The following is an 18177-nucleotide window of genomic DNA, read 5'->3' as shown; positions in this document are numbered from 1 at the left end:
GTGGCATCGTCTTAGCCCCCGTCCCCCACCCTCCTCCATGCGCCTCTCTGAGTACGAACGCACCGCCCAGCGCGAAATCGACCGCTGGGAACGCGGCGAGACCTTCCTTCAGCAGGCGCTCGGCTTCGCGATGAAGCCCGTCGACTGGGCCTTCGACCAGTTCGTCCCGGAGTCGGTCACGGACACGCTCACCGACGCGCTCACACAGGCGCTCTCGACGCTCAACGACGCCAGCGCCTGGACCTACGACGCCGACGACGTGATCGCGAAGGCCGCCGCCGTGGGCATCGAGGTGGAGACGGTCGGCGAGCTGCGCGACCGGCCGCTCGACGAACTCGACGCGCTCGCCAAGCAGTACGCCTCGCAGAACTCGGTCCTCGCGGCGCTCTCCGGCGGCGGCGCGGGCCTCGGCGGCGCGCTCCTGCTCGCGGCCGACATCCCGGTCCTGTTCACGATCAACTTCCGGCTCATCCAGCAGATCGCGGCGGCCTACGGCTTCCCGCTCAAGGGTCCCGGCTACACGCCGCTGGTGGTGTCCATCTTCAACGTGGCCGCCTCGGGCAGCCGCGAGGCCAAGTCGGACGCGCTCCGCGAACTGGCGGTCGCGGCGGCGGCCATCGACGGGGGCGGCTACCGCGGGCGCAAGGCGCAGGGCACGCTGCGCGAGCAAATGGGCCACGTGCCGCGCGAGATCGCCAAGAACCTGGGCGCCCAGAAGCTGGCCCAGATGATCCCGATCGCGGGCGCGGCCGTCGGCGCGGGCGTCAACTACTGGTTCACCGACCAGACGGCGCAGGCGGCGGTGATGCTGTCGCGGGCGCTGTACCTGGAGCGGAAGGAGCGGCTGTAGCGCTCGGAGACCCTCTCCTGCCACGGCCCGCCTCGGCATCGAGGCGGTGAGGGCAAACGTCTATGTTCGGACACATTCCAGGAATCGAGGTCGGCGCGATTCTCGAAAACCGCCAGGCCCTGCGGGAGGCCGGCCTTCATCGTCCGACACAAGCTGGTATCTGTGGTCGAGCCGGCGAGGGTGCGGAATCGGTCGTCCTGAACGGTGGCTACGTGGACGACGAGGACTTCGGGGACGTCGTGATCTACACCGGCGCTGGAGGGAACGACCGGTCGTCCGGGCGACAGGTCGCAGACCAGACGCTCACGCGGACCAATCGGGCGCTGGTGGACAATCTCCGCACCGGCCTCCCGGTCCGTGTCATCCGCGGGTCGCACGCGGACGTGCACGACGGCCCCGCCGCTGGCTACCGCTATGACGGCCTCTACCGCGTGGCCGACTACTGGGCCGAGCCCGGCCGGGATGGGTACCGGGTGTGGCGCTTCCGGCTCGAACGACTCGAACCCGACGCGCCCTCACGAGGTCGGGTCGCGGAGGAGCCCGGCCTGTTCGGCGCGTCTCGACCGCCCGAGCGACGAGACACCATCGTCTCCAGGATCGTGCGCGACTCTGCCGTCACCCGAGACGTCAAACGACTCTACGACTTTCGCTGCCAGGTCTGCGGCGAGCGCATCGAGACCCCGACCGGGCCCTATGCCGAGGCGGCGCACATCCGGCCGCTGGGAAGGCCCCATGACGGACCGGACGTGCTCGCCAACGTCCTGTGCCTCTGCCCCACGCATCATGTAGCGTTCGATCTGTACGTCTTCACTGTGGCCGACGACCTGTCGCTCGCTGGGGGGACCGGGACGCTCCGGGTTCACCCTGCCCATCCCCTCGACCTCCTGTTCCTGCGGGAGCATCGCCAGCGGTACGAGGCAGCGAACAGCATACCCTAGCGACCTCCGCCTCGGCGCTTAGGTAAGCAGGGGGAGGCGGCATGGTGCTTGGTGCAACCTCCGGTAGTGGGCGCTAGTGGGAGAGGCCGCTTCTCGTTCCCACATGCGTCTCCCCCTCCTCCCCCTCTTTCTGGCCGTCCTCCTGGGAGGGTGCGGCCCCAAGCCGGGCGCCCCCGACTCCCCGACCGACGCCTCCGACGCACTGGTGGAGGCGCGAATGCTACTCGACACCGACCGTCCGTGGAGCGCGGCGCGGCTCCTTCGCCAGATCGGCGACGACGATCTCTCGGCCGAGGCGCGCCTGCTGGCGGCCCGCGCAGAGGCGGGTGCGCGCGACTGGCCCCGCGTCCGCGCCCTCCTCGACGGGGCGGAGGGGCTGGATTCGTTGGAGGGCGGCCGGGGCCGCTACCTTTTGGCCCGGGCCTACGACAACGCCGACGACCTCGACGCCGCGCGGGCTGGGTACGACGCCTTTCTGAGTGTAGCCGATACGACACAGGCCGTCGAGCGCGGCGCGGCCCGCCTCCGCCGTGCGCTCGTGCTGGCCCGCCTCGACGCCGAGACGGGCGACCGCGCCCTCGACGCCATCACCGAGGTCTCTCCCGAGTGGCGGGCCGTGCTGGCGGCCGAGGCGCTCGCCCGCGACGGCCGGACCGACCGGGTCGAGGCGCTCGCTGGGTCCGTATCCGGCGGCGAGCGAGGCCGACGGATGGACGCCGCCCGCATCGAGGCCGCGCAACGCTCCGGGGACCTCGCCGCCGCCCGCCGGCTGGCCGACCGCGCCCGGTCCCGCGCCGACTCTGACGCCGCCCGCGCCGCGTTCGCCCTCACTGCCGGACGGCTGGCGGAGGCGATGGGCGACGCCGAGGCCCGCGCGCTCTTCCGTGACGCCATCGACGAGGCCCCCGCCAGCCCGGCGGCCCGCGACGCGGCCCAGCGCCTCCGACAGGGCACGCCCACGGCCGACGACTGGCTCGCGCTGGCGCGCACCGACCGCGCGCTCGGCCTCAACGCGGAGGCGGCCGACGCCTTCGGTCAGTGGATCGACTCCGAGTGGCGCGGCGCCAGCGTGGGCACGCCCGCCCAGCGCGAGGACATCCGCTTCGAAGCGGCCGACGCGCTCTTCGACGCCCAGCGCTACGACGATGCCCTGGCCATGCTCAAGGGCCCGAATGTCGCCGTCTCTCGCCCCGCCCGGGTGCGCGCGCTGATGGCGGGCGCGTACGGCCGGATGGGCCGCACCGACCAGGCCGCGGCGATCTACCTCGAGCTGGCGGAGGACGACGTCAGACACCTCTACTTCGCCGCCGACGTGCTCCACCAGGGCGGCGACCTGGACCGCGCCCTCCCGCTCTACCGGCGCGTCGAGCAGGAGGCGCCGGGCTCCGCGTGGGCCGGGCTGGCCGTCCTCCGGCGCGCCGGACAGGCGTTCCTGGCGGAGGACTACGCCGAAGCCGCCGCCCTCTGGGACGGCTACCGCGGCACCGACGCCTTGCGCGCGCGCTACTGGGCGGGCCGCGCCCACGCCGCGGCCGGAGACTCGGCCGCCGCCGCCGACCGCTTCCGGGAGGTCCTGCGGCGGGAGCGCGACTCGTACTACGCCCTGCTCGCGAGCGAAGCACTCGGCGAGCCGTTCTGGCCACTCCCCCTGAGCCCGTCGCCCCCGGCGGATGCCGCCGCCGACGCTCGCGTGGCCGAGGCGCTGCGCGGCGTCGACGTGCTCCGCGAGGCGGGCTTCCCCGAGGTCGCCGAGGCCGAGGCGGACCGCGTGATCGCGGGCGCGGGGCGCGAGCAGGCCGACCGCTACGCGCTCGCCGAGGCGCTCATCGCGCGAGGCTACGGCCGTCGCGCCATCCTCCTGGGGCAGGGCCTGGGCGGGGGGACGAACGCGCGCCGCCTCCGCATCCTCTACCCGTTCCCGTTCCGCCGCATGATCGAGGCCGAGGCCAGGGCGAGCGGCGTCGACCCGTTCACGGCCGCCGCCCTCATCCGTCAGGAGTCGCAGTTCTCGGCCCGCGCCACGTCGTACGTCGGCGCGCGGGGGCTGATGCAACTCATGCCCGCGACCGGACGGACGCTAGCCACCGAGGTCGGGATCGACGACTGGGACCCGGCCCTGCTCTACCTCCCCGAGGTCAACGTCCACCTCGGCACGCGCTACGTCGGGCAGCAGGTCGAGGCCTACGGCGGGTCGCTCCCGGCCGTCTTCGGCGCCTACAACGCAGGCCCGCACCAGGTCGACGCGTGGCGTGCCTTCCCCGAGTTCGGCCGCGCCGCGCTGTTCACCGAGCGGATCCCGTTCCGCGAGACGCGCGACTACGTCAAGATCCTGACCCGCAATCGGGCGATCTACCAGGGCCTCTACGGCACCGACTCGGCCCGCCTCGGGGAGGCTGCGGACTGACCGAGCCACCGGCCAGCCTCGCCCGCCTCGGCCCCGAGGCCGTCAGCGGTAGCGGTCGAACTCCGGCGGCGGGTCGGACGCGATGGCGGCGCGGAACGGCACCTCGCGGGCGGCCTGCTCGGCGAGCCACGCGGGCACGCCGTCGCGCTTCATCAGCGCCCCGCTCGTCTTGCCCGCGACGGTCCCGTAGACCGGCCGCTCCTTCCACGGCCGGACCTCCCCGAAGCCCGACCGGATGCCGCCGTACGTGGACGCGTTGCGGCCGTCGAGACTGAAGCGGTCGTTCAGATAGCACGTCGCGGCGAAGGCGTCGCGCGGGTCGGGGCGCCACGTCAGGAGTTGGCGGCCCCAGTACATGCGGAGGTTGTTGTTCATCCAGCCGTCGATGGCGAACTGCTTCTGGGCGGCGTTCCAGACCTCGTCGTCGGTCTCGCCGTGAGCGAGGGCGTCCAGCGAGTAGAGGTGCGGCCGCGGGTCGTCGGCGTGGTTGAGGAGGGTCTCGCGAGCCCATGCGGGAAGGCCGTCCCAGTGCGCCCAGTCGGGCTCCCAGCGGCTGCGGTGGTGGTAGAGCTCGCGCCACGTGAGCAGTTCGTCGAGGAATTTCCACCGCGCCGCCGCGTGGACGTGCCCCTCCGCCTCGGCGTCGAGCACGGCGGCCGCAACCTCGCGCGGCGAGAGCACCCCAAAGTGCATCCAGGGCGACAGCATGGTCGTCGCGTCGTCCAGCGCCGGGTTGTTGCGCGTCCACTTGTAGCGCGGCACGACGTGCTCGACGGCAAACGCCAGTCGGTCCAGCGCCGCGCTCCGGCGCCCGCTCCAGCCGGGCGCCGGGGGCACGCTCATGTCGACGCCGCACCCGGCGATGAAGGCGTCGAGCGCGTCGTCGTCCCAGTCGGTGAGGTCGGGCGTCACCGGCACGTCGAGGTCGCCCTCGAACCGGCCCGTGCTCGGCTGGCGGAGGTCGAGCCCGAGGTGGTCGGCGCGGCGCGGGGTGTGGGCGGCGCGGAAGGCCTTCGTCACCGTGTGGTGCGCGTCGAACGCGTTCATCGGGACGGCACAGCAGGCGTCCACGGCGAACACGGCGCGGCCGTCGAGCGCCGTGGCCAGCCGCTCCGCGTACTCTCCGGCGACGAACGTCGGCACGTCGTTCGTGAGCACGGCGGCGGCACGCCGGGCCAGCCGGGCCGCCACGTCGACCGCACCGGGTGCGTCGCCGTCGGCCGCGCCCTGGCGGACGTAGCGCACGAACCGCAGGCCCCGCGCCTCGACGCCGGGCCCCAGTTCCTGGCTCGCCTCCAGCATGAACCGGTGGATGCGGTGCGAGGCGTACGGGTACCGGTTCTCCAGCGTGTGGAGCACCACCACCGGCAGGCCGAGCCGGTCGCCCAGCGCGAGCGACGCGTCGATGACCGGGTTCTCCTCGGCCCGGAGCGCCTGCCCGAGCCAGCACAGCACGTAGTCGGCGTCCTCGGCGACCGGGTGGTCGGAGAGGCGGCGCGTGCGAAGACGGAGGGCGTCGAGAGCGGTCACAGGCCGAGTTCGGTCTGCGCCCCCACCGCCTTGACGATGCGCCGTTCGCCCGCTCGCGGCGCGTTGCTCTTCCACGTCCGCGCACTGCGGGGGCGGCGGGAGCCGTGGCGCTGGTAGACGGCGTCCGCCAGCGCCTTCGTTTCCGGCAGGCCCTTGATGGCGTAGTAGTCGTCCTTGAACCCCTTCGACCACACCAGCCGGTCGACGAGCGGCTCGCGGTAGCCAGGCACAGGGCGGACGTGGTGCTTCAGGATCGCCTCGGGCGGCACGTCCGCCAGTTCCGGGACCCACTGCCTGACGAACGTCGCCTCGGGATCGTGGTCGGCGAGTTGCTTGTCGGGCGAGTAGACGCGGAGTTGATTGATGCCTACGACGCCCGCCTGCATCTGCGTCTGCGCGATGTGGATGCCTGGCTCGTAGTCCGCCCAGAGGCGGGCCGTGGGGTAGAGGGTCTTGCGCCAGTCGATGCGGAGCGTGTGGACGGCGACGCTCGTCACCATCGCCCGCATCCGGAAGTTGAGGAAGCCGGTCTGCGCCGCGCACCGCATGGAGGCGTCGACGAGGGGCCAGCCGGTCTCGCCCGCGAGCCACGCGTCCAGGTGGTGGTCGCCAGGCGTCGGCAGGGCTTCGTAGGCCGCGTTGAGGGGCTCGAACTCCATCCGTGGCTCCGACTCCAGCCGCTGGATAAAGTGGTCGCGCCAGTGGAGTCGGCTCTTAAACGCATTCAGCGAGCGCCCCCACTGCCGGGCTGCGTCGCCGGTCTGGGCGCGGACCTCCGCCTGCCGGGCCTCGGTGGCCGCGTAGGCCGCCCGCCCGGTGAGGGTCCCCCACGCGAGGTGGACCGACAGCCGCGAGCCACAGGTGAAGGCGAGGTTGGGCGACGAGATGCCGCCCGAGTAGCACGCCCCACGGTCGGTCAAGAAGTCGTCCAGCGTGGCCACAGCCGCGGTCTCGGAAACCGGCTGGCGCAGGTCGCGCTGGGCCTCCGTGAGCGGGTGCCCGACCGCGTCGGGGCTGACGACGGGCATCGCGAGGCCGGCCGCCTCGGGCGGGACGCGGACCCGGGCGAGGTCGGCAGCGGACGGGGCCGGGAGCGGACCGCCGCGCATGAACGCCGTCCACTCTTTGGCCCGCTTGTCGCGGTCGACGCCGCCCCGAAACACGCCCGTCTGCTGGTGCTCATGCCACGTGACGCCCTCGGAAGCACACCAGTCGGCGACGGTGCGATCGCGCGCGAACGTCACCTCGGACCCGATCTCCTCGTGGCTGTGGATCGCGTCGAACGGGAGCACGGCGCGGAGCCTCGCGAACGTCTCGATGGCGTCGCCACGGAGCGGGAGGACGTGGCCGCCCAGCCGCTCCGAGAGGTCGGCCAGCGCCTCGCACCACGCGGCGACGTGGAACGCACTCGTCTCCTCGGCCTCCAGCACGGCAGGCTCGAACAGAAACACTGGGACGACGGTCTCGGCGTTCGCCAGCGCGGCGGTCAGCGCCGGGTTGTCGGCCAGCCGAACGTCCTTCTTGATCCACCAGAGCGCGGTCTGCATCACAGTCGGGAGAGGGGACGGTCGAACCAGAGCCGGCCTGGGGAGGTCCGGCCCCGCCGAGAGTGGGGACCCTCCCGATCCTGTGGTCCGGGTAGACTCGGTCTCCCCTGCTGGGCGGGTATCGGCGTCTTCTTGCAGACCGTGGCCGCGCTCTCGGGCCTAGCCTGCCCGTGCTGACGGTGGGCACGTTCGCCTACGCCGACCCGTGGCTCCGGCAGCCGCCAGAATCAAGGAGGCGGGCTCGCACTTCGCCACGCTACACCCGCCGACTTCGACGCCGTCTCCGTCCGGCATATACGGACCGGTGGGTCGAGACCGGCCGCATGACGTTCGACGACGGCGCCACGTGGCGCCCTTTTTTCGAGATGACGCTGACCCGCGTCGAGGAGTAGACCCGCGTCGGCGCCGAGGCGGAGCTACCGGACGTCGCCGACGTATGCGGCGTAGCCCTCGATCCGCATCCGGTCCAGCGGGACGAAGCGGAGCGCGGCGCCGTTCATGCAGTAGCGCAGGCCGGTCGGGCGGGGGCCGTCGGCGAAGACGTGGCCGAGGTGGCTGTCGGCGCGCACCGACCGGATCTCCGTCCGCGGCATGCCCAGCGAGCGGTCGATGCGCTCGGCGACGGCGTTAGGGCGGATGGGCCGCGTGAAGCTGGGCCAGCCGGTGCCGCTCTCGAACTTGTCGCGCGACGAGAAGAGCGGCTCGCCCGAGACCACGTCCACGTAGATGCCCGCGCGGTGCTCGTCGTTGAGCGGGCTCGTGCCGGCGCGCTCGGTCGCGTCGCGCTGCGTGACCTGATAGGCGATGGGCGAGAGCTGGCGCCGAAGCTCGGCGTCCGACGGCTTCGTCCAGCCGGACGACTGGGCGAACGCGGGCGCGGCCACGGCCGCGAGGAGGAGCAGGGAGAAGAGGCGAGTCATCGGACGATGGAGATTAGGTGTTAGAGACTGGGAGTGGTGTCAGGGGAAGGAGATGCCACAATGGACATCCCCAACACCCCGTCCCTAGTCCCCGCTCTCGAACAGCGCCGCGTACTCGCCCAGACCCTCCGCCTCCAGGTCCGCCACGGGGACGAAGCGGAGCGCGGCCGAGTTGAGGCAGTAGCGCAGGCCGGTCGGCTCGGGGCCGTCCTCGAACACGTGGCCGAGGTGCGAGTCGCTGGAGCCGGAGCGGACCTCCGTCCGCGTCATGAAGAGCGACTTGTCGACCTTGGTCTCGACCGGCGCGCCGTCGAGCGGCTGCCAGAAGCTCGGCCAGCCGGTGCCGGACTTGTACTTGGTGGTCGAGGCGAAGAGCGGCGTCCCGTCGACGACGTCGACGTAGAGGCCGGGCTCGGTGTTGTTCCAGTACTCGTTCGCGTAGGGCGGCTCGGTGCCGTCCTTCTGGGTGACGTAGTACTGCATCCGCGTGAGGCGGTCCTTGAGAGCGGCGTCGGACATGGGATCGATGGCTGAGGGTCGGAAGAGAACGAAGCCGGCGACGGCGACCAGCGCCGTGACGGCCAGGAGGGAGAGAACGACGGTTTTCATGGGGTCGACGGGGTCGGTCCGCCCCGCGAACGGGGCGGGCAGGGCTAGAGCGCGGGGCCGAGGTGGCCGGCAGCGTCGCCCCAGAGCTGGTCGAGGCGCGCGTCGCGGCGGCAGCCGGTGCGGTACCGGTTGTAGTGGGCCGGGTTGGTGCGGTAGAAGTCCTGGTGGTAGTCCTCGGCGGCGTAGAACGGGGCCGCGTCCAGGACGGGCACGAGGACCGGCAGGCCGAACTTCTCCTGCACCTGCGCCACCGTGGCGGAGGCCGCGGCGCGCTCAGCGGGCGTGCGCACGAAGATGGCCGGGCGATACGGGCTGCCGCGATCGCAGAACTGGCCGCCGTCGTCGAACGGGTCGACGTTGTGCCAGTAGACCTGCAGCAGCGTGTCGAACGGGACCACCTGCGGGTTGTAGATCACCTCCACGACCTCGTAGTGGCCGGTCGTCTTGCGGGAGACCTCGTCGTAGGTCGGGTTGGCGACCGTGCCGCCAGAGAACCCGGAGACGACTGAGGCGACGCCGTCCAGCTCCTCGAACGGCTTCTCCATGCACCAGAAGCAGCCGCCCGCGAACACGACGGTGTCGGCGAGCGCGGGGTCGAGCGCCATCCCGACGCTCGGCCCGGCGGGCGGCAGCGGCTCGGACGTGCCGCACCCGGCGGCGACAGTCGCCAGCACGACGGCGGGCAGGGCGAGGAGGAACAGGAGACGGCGCATGGCAGGGCGGACGGGTGTGCCCTCTAGACGACGCGGAGGCGCTCCGTATTCCCTCGCTCACAGAATGTTACCGTTCCGTGAGAGGTCGTCTGACAGGATCACCCCCTCCGCCTCGGCGCCGAGGCGGGCGGGGTGGACGGGCGCCGGCTCTCCACACCCTTCGCCCGCCATCTTCCCCCCCTCCTCGCCCTCCGACGCGTCCGCCCCGCCTAGCTTCGACCTTCCCCCTCCCCTCCTCTCCGATGGCCCTCGTCGCGATCGTCGGCCGCCCCAACGTGGGCAAGTCGACCCTGTTCAACCGCCTCACCGAAGAGCGCAAAGCCATCGTGGACGACCAGCCGGGCGTCACGCGCGACCGCCTGTTCGGCGAGGTCGAGTGGGGCGGGCGCACGTTCGACCTCGTCGACACTGGCGGGCTGGTGCCGCGCTCGGCCGAACGCTTCGACGCCGCCATCCGCGAGCAGGTCATGCTCACGGTCGAGGAGGCCGACGTGATCCTGTTCGTGGTCGACACGCTGACGGGCATCTCGGACCTCGACGCCGAGGTGGCCGCCATGCTGCGCCGCGCCGAGCAGCCCGTGTTCGTGGTCGCCAACAAGGCCGACAACACGACCCGCGCGCTCGACGCGGCCGAGTTCTGGAGCCTCGGCTTCGAGCACATGTACCCGCTCAGCGCCGTCAACGGCACCGGCACGGGCGACTTCCTCGACGCCGTCGTGGCCGCCCTCCCGGACGAGCCGGAGATCGACGAGGAGGACACCGCCCCGCGCATCGCCTTCCTCGGGCGCCCCAACGTGGGCAAGAGCTCGCTCGCCAACAAGCTGCTCGGCCGCACGCGCTCCATCGTGACCGAGGTGGCCGGGACCACCCGCGACGCCATCGACGCCCGGCTGACGCTCGGCGAGGGCGAGGACGCCCGCGAGGTGGTCCTCGTGGACACGGCGGGCCTCCGCAAGAAGGCGCGCATCACCGAGAACGTCGAGTTCTACTCGACGCTCCGCACCGAGCGCGCGCTCCAGTCCTGCGACGTGGCCGTCATCCTGATCGACGGCGAGCGCGGCCTGGAGAGCCAGGACGCCCGCGTGCTCCGCGAGGCCGACCAGCTCAAGAAGGGCCTCGTGATCGTCGTCAACAAGTGGGACCTCGTCGCGGACAAGGAGACCAACACGGCGCGTGACATCGAGCGCGAGATGCGCGAGCGGCTGGGCCTGCTGGACTTCGTGCCGGTCGTGTTCGCCTCCGCCCTGACGGGCCAGCGGGCCGAGAAGGTGCTGGAGGTCGCGCTCGCGGTGTTCGACGAGCGGCGCAAGCGCGTCCAGACGGCGCGGCTCAACGAGGTCGTCGAGAAGGCCGTCCAGCGGCAGTCGCCGCCGTCGTGGCGCGGCCAGTACGTCAAGATCAAGTACGCCAGCCAGGTGCGCGACGAGCCGCCGGTGTTCGCGTTCTTCTGCAACCACCCGGAGGGCGTCAAGGAGAGCTACCGGCGCTACCTCGAGAACCGCCTCCGGGAAGCATTCGGGTTCGAGGGCGTCCCGCTGACGCTGTCGTTCAAGCGGAAGTGACCTCCGCCTCGGGGCCGTCCTCGGACGGCTGGGTGCGCGTGCGGATGGCCTGCTCGATGGTGGCCGCCAGTTCGCGGGGCTCGACCGGCTTGGTGAGGTAGGCGTCAGCGCCCGCCTCCATGCCCGCCACGCGGTCGTTCTTCATGGCGTTCGCCGTCAGCATGACGATGGCAGGCTGTGGGTGCGGACCAGAGTCCTCGCGGATCTTGCGGGTCGCGTCGAGCCCGTCCATGACGGGCATCATGATGTCCATCAGGATCACGTCGTACGGCTTGCCGCGGGCGGCCATCACGCCCTGCGCGCCGTTGCTGACCACCGTCGGGCGGTAGCCGAGGCGGAGGAGCGTGTGCGAGGTGACCTTCTGCATCACCGGGTCGTCCTCGACCAGGAGCACGCGCGCGGCGGGCAGGATTGAGGCGGTGTCCATCACCGCCGACTTCAGCGGGCGCGGGGCGACCGGGGGCTTCGCCGGGGGGGCAGCCGGGGGGGGCGTGGGGGGCGTGGGGGCGACTGAAGAGGGGGGCGGCGGGGCCAGAGGCGCGCTCGTCACAGGCGCGTCGGCGGCGGCTGGCACCGGCTCTGACTCCGGCTCCGCGTCGAACGTCGCCGCCATCGGGGTCGACGCCGGGGCGGGCAAGACCGGGGCGGGCGAGGCGGATGCAGGCGGAGCCGGAGCGGGCGAGGCCGGGTCGGGCGAGACGGAGACGGGCGCAGCGGCCACGTCGTCGGCCTCGGGCACGGCGGTGGCGGCCTCCAGCGGAATGGTAAACCGGAACACGGAGCCGCCGCTCGGGGACGAGGCGGCGGTCAGCTCGCCTCCCATCTGCTCCACGAGCCGACGGCAGATGGCGAGTCCCAGACCGGTGCCGCCGTGCGTCCGCGCGGTCGAGGCGTCGGCCTGGACGAACTCCTCGAACACCGCGTCGAGGCGGTCCGGGGCGATGCCCACGCCGGTGTCCTCGACGGCGAAGCCCAGCGCACGGCCGCCTCCGGTCAGCCCGACGCGGAGCCGAACGGCGCCCTCGTCGGTGAACTTGACGGCGTTCGTGAGCAAGTTGGCGAGCACCTGCTGGATCCGCCCCCCGTCGCCGACGACGGAGGCGGGCACGGCCTCGGCGACCTCGCTCGACAGCGCGAGGCCCTTCGCCCCGGCCTGCACCACCACGACCGCCAGCGCGCCGTCGACCACGCTCGCCACCTGGAACGGCTCGCGCTCCAGCGTCAGCATCCCGGCGTCCATCTTCGAGAGGTCCAGGACATCGTTGACGATGCGGAGGAGCGTGGCGCTCTGCGTGCGGATCGTCTCGGCGTAGTCGCGCTGGTCCCCTTCGAGGTCGGTGGAGAGGAGGAGTTGGGTCATGCCCGTCACGCCGCTCATGAGCGTGCGGACCTCGTGGCTGGTGGTGGCGAGGATCTCGCTGTTGGCGCGGGCGGCGGCTTCGGCGGCACGCTTGTCGTCCAGCAGCCGGGCGGCGTCGGCCTTCTCGGCCGTCACGTCGCGCGAGAGCGCCACGAGCCCGACGATGGCGCCGGAGGCGCTGCGGACGGGGATCCGCGTCGTCAGCCGGATGCCGCCCGCGGGGCCGGCCGGCTCCTCGCCCACGGCGGGTTGGCCCGCGCGCATGACAGCCTCGGCGGCGCGCCACTCGGCGTCGGGGAGGGCGCGCTGCGTCGCGTCGCTGCGCGAGCGCCCGCCCACGCTGGCCCGGTTGCGGAAGAGGACGCGCCCCTGAGGGTCCACGGCGACGACCGCCTCGGGCAGCGCGTCGAGGATCGTGCGGAGGGTGCGGCGCCGGTCGTCGATGGCGTCGGCGCGGGCGGCCTTGGCGTGGCGGAGCGTGACGGCGAACAGCGCGCTGTCGCGGACCGCCCGAATGGTGAGGGCGACGGGGACCTCCGTTCCGTCGGCGCGAACGGCAGCCAGCAGCGCAGGCTCCTCGCGGCTGTCGACGTCGTCTGCGGCCCGCCCGAGGCAGGCGTGATAGGCCTCCCGGCCAGGGAATTCGATGAGCCGCTCGGCGAGGGCCGCTCCGACGAGTTCCTCTGCATCCACGCCGAAGACCTCCACGACGGCCTGACTGACGGCGTGAATCCGGTCCTCGGCATCCACCAGGACGACGGGGTCGGGCAGGGCGTCCAGCAGCGACGTGTCCGGCGCCTCCGCGGGCATGGGGGCCGCCTCTCGCTCCCCAGAGATGCGGCCGACGGCACGTCGGGTCCAGCGGAGGACCATCGACATCGGTCGGTCCGTCGACGGCGCGTCGGCGTCGGGGCTTGCGGAGGGCTGCATAGAACGTCCACAGGATGGGACCGAGGTATCGCCGCTCCTCCCCTCGCGCTTAACCGTCAGGGCGTCTCGGTCCCGGGGCGGAGACGCTCACTCTGTCCAGTCGGCGAGGTGGCGGACGAGCCACGCGCCGCACGACCGCTCGAACGACTCGGCGCCGGCGGGACGGGCGCCGACGTACCACCCGTGCCCGAGCCCCGGCAGCACTTCGACGGTCGAGGTGGAGAACGCCGCCGCCGCCGCGCGGACGACCTCCGGCGGCGCGACAGGGTCGAGGGCACCCGCCAGGAAGTGCGCCGGTCGGTCCCCCCCGCCAGCGGGAGCCCCGACCTCGGGCGCGAAGCGGACCGGGTCGAGACCGTCAAGCGCGCGTCCGCCCCGACCGAGCGCCGCGAGCAGGCGGGCGAAGCGGAGCAGGCCCACGGCAGGCTCGCCGCCCATGCGCCGCGCGGCCACGTCGGCGACGGGGCCGAGGCGGAGACCTCCGGCCACCACGGCGGGCGGCAGGCCGGAGAACTGCGCGAAGCTGTCGACGAGTCCACGCGCCATCGCGGGAAGGTCCGGGTGGCCAATGGCGCCGAAGAGGCGGTCGCCCACGCCGTCGCGGGCGAATGCGAGGCTCGACAGAAGGCACCCGAAGCTGACGCCGAAGAGCGCCCGGCGATCGGCGCCGAGCCCGTGCTCGGCCTCGGCGAACGCGAACGCCGCTGCGAGGTCGGCCGCGACCCCGTCGAACAGCCGCGTCGCGAACGGCACGTCCAGGTCGACGCCGCGACGGGCCAGCTCGGCGAGGTCGAGGCCGGGGTGCCCCTCGGCGATCCGCCGCGAGCCGCCGAGCGGGGTGTCGATCAGCACAGCGCCGAGGCCCGCCCGCGCGAGCGCCGTCGCGGCGGGGAGGCTTCGGTCCATCCCCTTCGTGATGCCGTTCAGGAGCGTCACCGCAGGCGCACCGGTCCGGCCGTCGGTCGGCGGGAGGACGATGGCCTCGAAGGTGCCCAGGGCGAGATCGAGGTCGGCGTGACCGGTGACCGGGTGCTCCCGGCGGAGTCGGTACCGCGTGCCCGGCACGCCCCCGGCACGGACGCGGCGAGCATCGAGGACCTGGAGCGGGGCGGGCGTCGAACGGGCGAGGGCGGACACGGCGTTACGGAATCGTGTCCTGGTCCACGCCGGTCCGGTCGCAGGGTTCGGGACGCGTCGTGAAGTCGGGGGGGACGGTCGACCCAGAGCCCGCCGCGGGGTCGCCTTCTTCGGCCGCACCCATGCCGCCGGTTGGCTCACGCCGCCGCGCGGGTGAGCGACGGCACCGGTTCGGCACGCGCCACTGGCGGGGTCCGGCGGATGGCCCACGCGGCGGCGGCGGTCGCGACAGCCAGCAGCGTCTGAAACGGGACTGCCCCCCAGGCGCCGAGTGCCACGAGGACGGCCAATCCGGCAGCCGAGTACACCGCCAGCGCGACCTCGGTCCCTCCCCCCTCGCCCCCGCCCGACGCCCCCTTGGGTGTCCGCGCGAAGGGCGTCCGGCGCCCGACGACGGCCTCGCCGAAGGCCCGCGCGACGGGGACGACGAGCACGATGGGCGCCGCCAGCGCCGCGGGGATCCTCAGCAGGCGCCCGCGCCACGATGCCGGGTGCAGCGCCTGGAGCGCGACGACGTGTGCCCCGATGAGCCCCACCAGCGCCACCGGGCCCAGCCCCGCCAGCACGGCTGCGGCGCCCATCCCGCCCAGCGCGGAGACCACCGGGTGGAGCAGCAGGAGCACCAGCAGCGAGGGCAGGCTCAGGGACAACGCGAGGTGCCCCGTGAAGGCGAGCTTCGCGCGCATCGGGAGCGGCGCACGCCAGAGCGTTCCGAGGCGGAGGCGCGCGACCTCGGCGAGGCCCTTCGCCCACCGTGCCTGCTGACGCCGCCACGCACCGACCGTCTCGGGGAAGTCTGCCGGGACGGCCACGTCCTCCGCCAGGCGCGCGCGCCACCCGCGTGCCTGCGCGCGGAGCGCGAGGTCGGCGTCCTCCGCGAGGGTGTCGGCCTTCCACCCGCCGGCATCGTCGATGGCGGCGCGGCGCCAGACGCCCGCCGTGCCGTTGAAGGGCAGCGGCAGCCCAGCGCGGTCGCGCGCTGTCTGCTCGACGGCGAAATGGAGGTCCAGGACGGCCGCCTGCGCCCGCCCGAGCCACGTTCGGTCAGCGCCCGGATGCGTCCAGCGCCCCTGCACGAACGCCAGCCCCTCGTCTGCCAGGAGCGGACCGACGAGGGCGCGGAGCGTGGGCGGCGAGGGCCGGAAGTCGACATCGAAGACGGCCGCCAGCGGGGCGTCGGTCTGCGCCAGTCCGTAAGCGAGGGCCCCGGCCTTGTAACCCTCCCGCGCGTCGCGAGGCAGGTGGCGGACGCCCGGACGCCGCTCGGCACAGAGCGCCGCGTTCACCCGTCGCGATGCGACCGACGAGTCATCCAGGAGTTGGATCTCGACCCGGCCGGGGTAGTCGGACGCGAGGGCGGCGTCGAGGACGCGGGCGATGAGCGCGGGCGGCTCCTCGTAGACCGGCAGTTGGACGACGACCGCGGGCCACGGGCCGGGCGCGGCCGGGAGGTCCCGCCTCGGCAGGAGCGTCCGCACGGTCGCCAGCACGAGCGCGTGGAGGCCGAGGACGGCCAGGAGGAGCCCGGCGGCGCCGTAGACGGCCCCGGCCAGGGCGGTGAGCCCGGCCGTCACCAGTCCGAGGTGGCCGCAGTGAAGGCGTCGCGGGCGATCTGGTCGAGCGCCGTCGCCGAGGCGTCGGCCTCGCCCTGGAGGCCATCGGCGGGGGCGAAGTCCTCGGTGGCCGAGAACGAGCGCGAGAGCAGCTCGGCAGACTCGACCCGGTCCTCCACCACGACGCGGACCGATAGCGTGACCCGGTTGAGCGCCGCCACGTTCTGGTCGGTCACGGCCACCGGCGCGATGCTGTACCGCTCGATGGTCGCCCGGACGACGGCGTCGGCCTCGCCCTCGTCCGGCTCGAGGGCCAGCCGGGAGCGGTCGACGAAGCGGTCGATGAGCGCATCCGTCATGAGACGGTCCAGGCCGGGCGGGCCGCCCGTCGAACGGTCCTCGGCCAGCGGCACCGCGACGGTTTGCAGTTGCGCCGGGATGGTGGCGCCGGAGAAGGAGTACACGCCGCAGCCCTGGAGCAGCATCGGCGAGCAGGACGCGGCGAGCAGGGCTGCGCACAGGGCGACCGCGCGCCGCGCCCGCCGAGCCCCCCCCTGGATGCCGGATGCAGGATGCCTCATTCCTCCTTCAGCTTGCGGTACAGCGTCCGCTCGGAGATGCCGAGGGCCTCGGCGGACTGGCGGCGGTTGCCGTCGAAGCGGCGGAGCGCCTCGGCGATGAGCGCAGCCTCGGCCTCCTCCATCGTCGGCAGCGGGAGCCCGTCGGCGAGCGCGGCCTCGAACGACTCCGGTAACGCCGGCTGGCCGCCGTGAAACGCGGGGGCCGCCTCGAAGGAGTCCCCGCGGTCGAAGCCGGGGGCGGGGTCGAAGCGCACGCTGTCCTCCTCGACCTCGAAGAGCGTGTCGGCCGCGTCGGTGGGTGCGGGCGCGGGAGGCTCGTAGGCCACCTCCTGCTCGACCTCGCCGAGGTCGCCGTAGGGAGACAGGTCCGCGAAGGCGGGGCGGGGGACGTGGACCATCGCCCCCTCGGAGGGCGCTGCCGCCGCGCCGGTGCGCAACGTCGCCACCTCGCCGCGGAGGGTGCGCAGTTCGGCACGGATCTCCAGGAGCGCGCGGTACAGGATGCCCCGCTCGCTGACCTCGTCGCCCACGCCGGGCCGCGGCGCCAGCGTCAGCCCGGCCGACGCCGAGACGCCGCGCAGCAACGGCCGGACGACATCGGCGGAGAGCGGGTTCTGACGGACCATCACGGTCGCCTGCTCAGCCACGTTGCGAAGCTCGCGCACGTTGCCGGGCCAGTTGTAGCGCTGCAGCAGGTCCGCCGCGTCGGGCGCGAGGCGAAGGTAGGGGGCCTCGTACTGGCGAGAGAAGCGGGCCAGGAAGGCCTCGAACAGCGGTACGATGTCCTCCCGGCGCTGCCGCAGCGACGGGATCTTGAGGACGACCGTGCTCAGTCGGTAGTAGAGGTCCTCTCGGAAGCGCCCCGCGCGGACTTCCTCGCCCAGGTCCTTGTTGGTCGCCGCGACCACGCGGGCGTCGGAGGTCTGCGAGACCGTCCCGCCGACCCGGCTGAACTGGCCCGTCTCGAGCACCCGCAGGAGCCGAACCTGCGCCTGGAGCGGCATCTCGCCGATCTCGTCGAGGAAGAGCGTCCCGCCGTCTGCCTCCTCGAAGTAGCCCGTCCGGCGGTCGGTCGCGCCGGTGTAGGCGCCCTTCTCCGCCCCAAACAGCTCGCTCTCGATCAGCCCCTCCGGGATCGCCCCGCAGTTGACGACCACCAGCCGCTTGTGGCGACGCTTCGAGAGCCCGTGGATGGCCGTCGCCACCAGTTCCTTGCCGACGCCGCTCTCGCCTTCGAGCAGCACCGTGATGTCGGGTGGCGCCACCTGGCGGACGCGCTCCAGCACCCGCCGCAGCGCGGGGCTGTCGCCGAGGATGCCGAACCGTTCCTGGAGGGCCTGCCGATCCATACGAGGGGTGCCAGAGGGGAACGGTCAAAATAGACCGCGCCGTGACCGGGGACGCCCGAGTGTCCGGGCGCCTTACGTGAGCCCCCACGGTCTCTCTGCAGACCCCGCGCGCAGCCGCCTACATTTCGTCTCCCGGCTTTCCATCCCCATGCCCACTCCTCTCCTCCCCGTCCCGCTCCGGCAAACGCCTGCGG

Annotated in this window: 14 protein-coding genes; 4 read left to right on the top strand and 10 right to left on the bottom strand. The window is 73.1% G+C overall.

Going from position 1 to position 18177, the window contains the following annotated elements; all coding sequences use genetic code 11:
- Nucleotides 1–37 precede the first annotated feature (37 nt).
- From B1759_RS14115 to B1759_RS14105, 3 genes are all read left to right on the top strand, one after another.
- On the top strand, nt 38–850 hold the full coding sequence (locus B1759_RS14115; protein WP_095515701.1) for an EcsC family protein: 813 nt from the start codon (nt 38–40) through the stop codon (nt 848–850).
- Nucleotides 851–912: 62 nt separating this feature from the next.
- Nucleotides 913–1788, top strand: coding sequence for a YDG/SRA domain-containing protein (locus B1759_RS14110; RefSeq protein WP_095515700.1), 876 nt, complete (start codon nt 913–915; stop codon nt 1786–1788).
- Between the two features lie 103 nt (nt 1789–1891).
- Nucleotides 1892–4192 carry a transglycosylase SLT domain-containing protein gene (locus tag B1759_RS14105; RefSeq protein ID WP_095515699.1) on the top strand — a complete coding sequence of 767 codons (2301 nt, stop codon included), beginning with the start codon at nt 1892–1894 and terminating at the stop codon, nt 4190–4192.
- 42 nt (nt 4193–4234) lie between these two features.
- On the opposite strand, the gene B1759_RS14100 is transcribed toward B1759_RS14105, so the two are convergent.
- From B1759_RS14100 to msrA, 5 genes are all read right to left on the bottom strand, one after another.
- Nucleotides 4235–5722 (bottom strand): deoxyribodipyrimidine photo-lyase, encoded by a 1488-nt coding sequence (locus B1759_RS14100; RefSeq protein WP_095515698.1) that lies wholly within the window; start codon nt 5720–5722, stop codon nt 4235–4237.
- Nucleotides 5719–7269, bottom strand: a complete 1551-nt coding sequence (locus tag B1759_RS14095; RefSeq protein WP_095515697.1) for an FAD-binding domain-containing protein — start codon at nt 7267–7269, stop codon at nt 5719–5721. The genes B1759_RS14100 and B1759_RS14095 overlap by 4 nt, the downstream gene beginning before the upstream one ends.
- 416 nt (nt 7270–7685) lie before the next feature.
- Nucleotides 7686–8189, bottom strand: coding sequence for a peptide-methionine (R)-S-oxide reductase MsrB (msrB, locus tag B1759_RS14090; protein WP_095515696.1), 504 nt, complete (start codon nt 8187–8189; stop codon nt 7686–7688).
- Nucleotides 8190–8273: 84 nt separating this feature from the next.
- Complete coding sequence (gene msrB / locus B1759_RS14085; RefSeq protein ID WP_095515695.1) at nt 8274–8798, bottom strand: peptide-methionine (R)-S-oxide reductase MsrB; 525 nt, start codon at nt 8796–8798, stop codon at nt 8274–8276.
- 44 nt (nt 8799–8842) lie between these two features.
- Complete coding sequence (gene msrA, locus B1759_RS14080; protein WP_095515694.1) at nt 8843–9511, bottom strand: peptide-methionine (S)-S-oxide reductase MsrA; 669 nt, start codon at nt 9509–9511, stop codon at nt 8843–8845.
- Between the two features lie 242 nt (nt 9512–9753).
- Between msrA and der the strand changes: the two genes are divergently transcribed.
- On the top strand, nt 9754–11073 hold the full coding sequence (gene der / locus B1759_RS14075) for a ribosome biogenesis GTPase Der (RefSeq protein ID WP_095515693.1): 1320 nt from the start codon (nt 9754–9756) through the stop codon (nt 11071–11073).
- On the opposite strand, the gene B1759_RS14070 is transcribed toward der, so the two are convergent.
- From B1759_RS14070 to B1759_RS14050, 5 genes are all read right to left on the bottom strand, one after another.
- Nucleotides 11060–13363 carry a PAS domain-containing hybrid sensor histidine kinase/response regulator gene (locus tag B1759_RS14070; protein ID WP_095515692.1) on the bottom strand — a complete coding sequence of 768 codons (2304 nt, stop codon included), beginning with the start codon at nt 13361–13363 and terminating at the stop codon, nt 11060–11062. The two genes, der and B1759_RS14070, sit on opposite strands and share 14 nt — an antisense overlap.
- Before the next feature lie 87 nt (nt 13364–13450).
- The gene (locus tag B1759_RS14065; protein ID WP_095515691.1) at nt 13451–14500 is read right to left on the bottom strand and encodes a hypothetical protein; all 1050 of its coding nucleotides are present in this window, start codon (nt 14498–14500) and stop codon (nt 13451–13453) included.
- A gap of 137 nt (nt 14501–14637) precedes the next feature.
- The gene (locus B1759_RS14060) at nt 14638–16074 is read right to left on the bottom strand and encodes a glycosyltransferase family 2 protein (RefSeq protein WP_158225266.1); all 1437 of its coding nucleotides are present in this window, start codon (nt 16072–16074) and stop codon (nt 14638–14640) included.
- A complete protein-coding gene (gene lptE, locus B1759_RS19775) occupies nt 16071–16634 on the bottom strand; it encodes an LPS assembly lipoprotein LptE (protein ID WP_095515690.1) in 564 nt (187 codons plus the stop codon). Before lptE ends, B1759_RS14060 begins: the two co-directional genes overlap by 4 nt.
- On the bottom strand, nt 16631–17983 hold the full coding sequence (locus tag B1759_RS14050; protein WP_095515689.1) for a sigma 54-interacting transcriptional regulator: 1353 nt from the start codon (nt 17981–17983) through the stop codon (nt 16631–16633). Before B1759_RS14050 ends, lptE begins: the two co-directional genes overlap by 4 nt.
- Nucleotides 17984–18177: the final 194 nt, after the last annotated feature.

The sequence above is a fragment of the Rubrivirga sp. SAORIC476 genome (assembly GCF_002283555.1).
Classification (GTDB): Bacteria; Bacteroidota; Rhodothermia; order Rhodothermales; family Rubricoccaceae; genus Rubrivirga.
The sequence above is the reverse complement of the archived record's forward strand: the minus strand, read 5'-3'. Positions and strand labels throughout refer to the sequence as shown.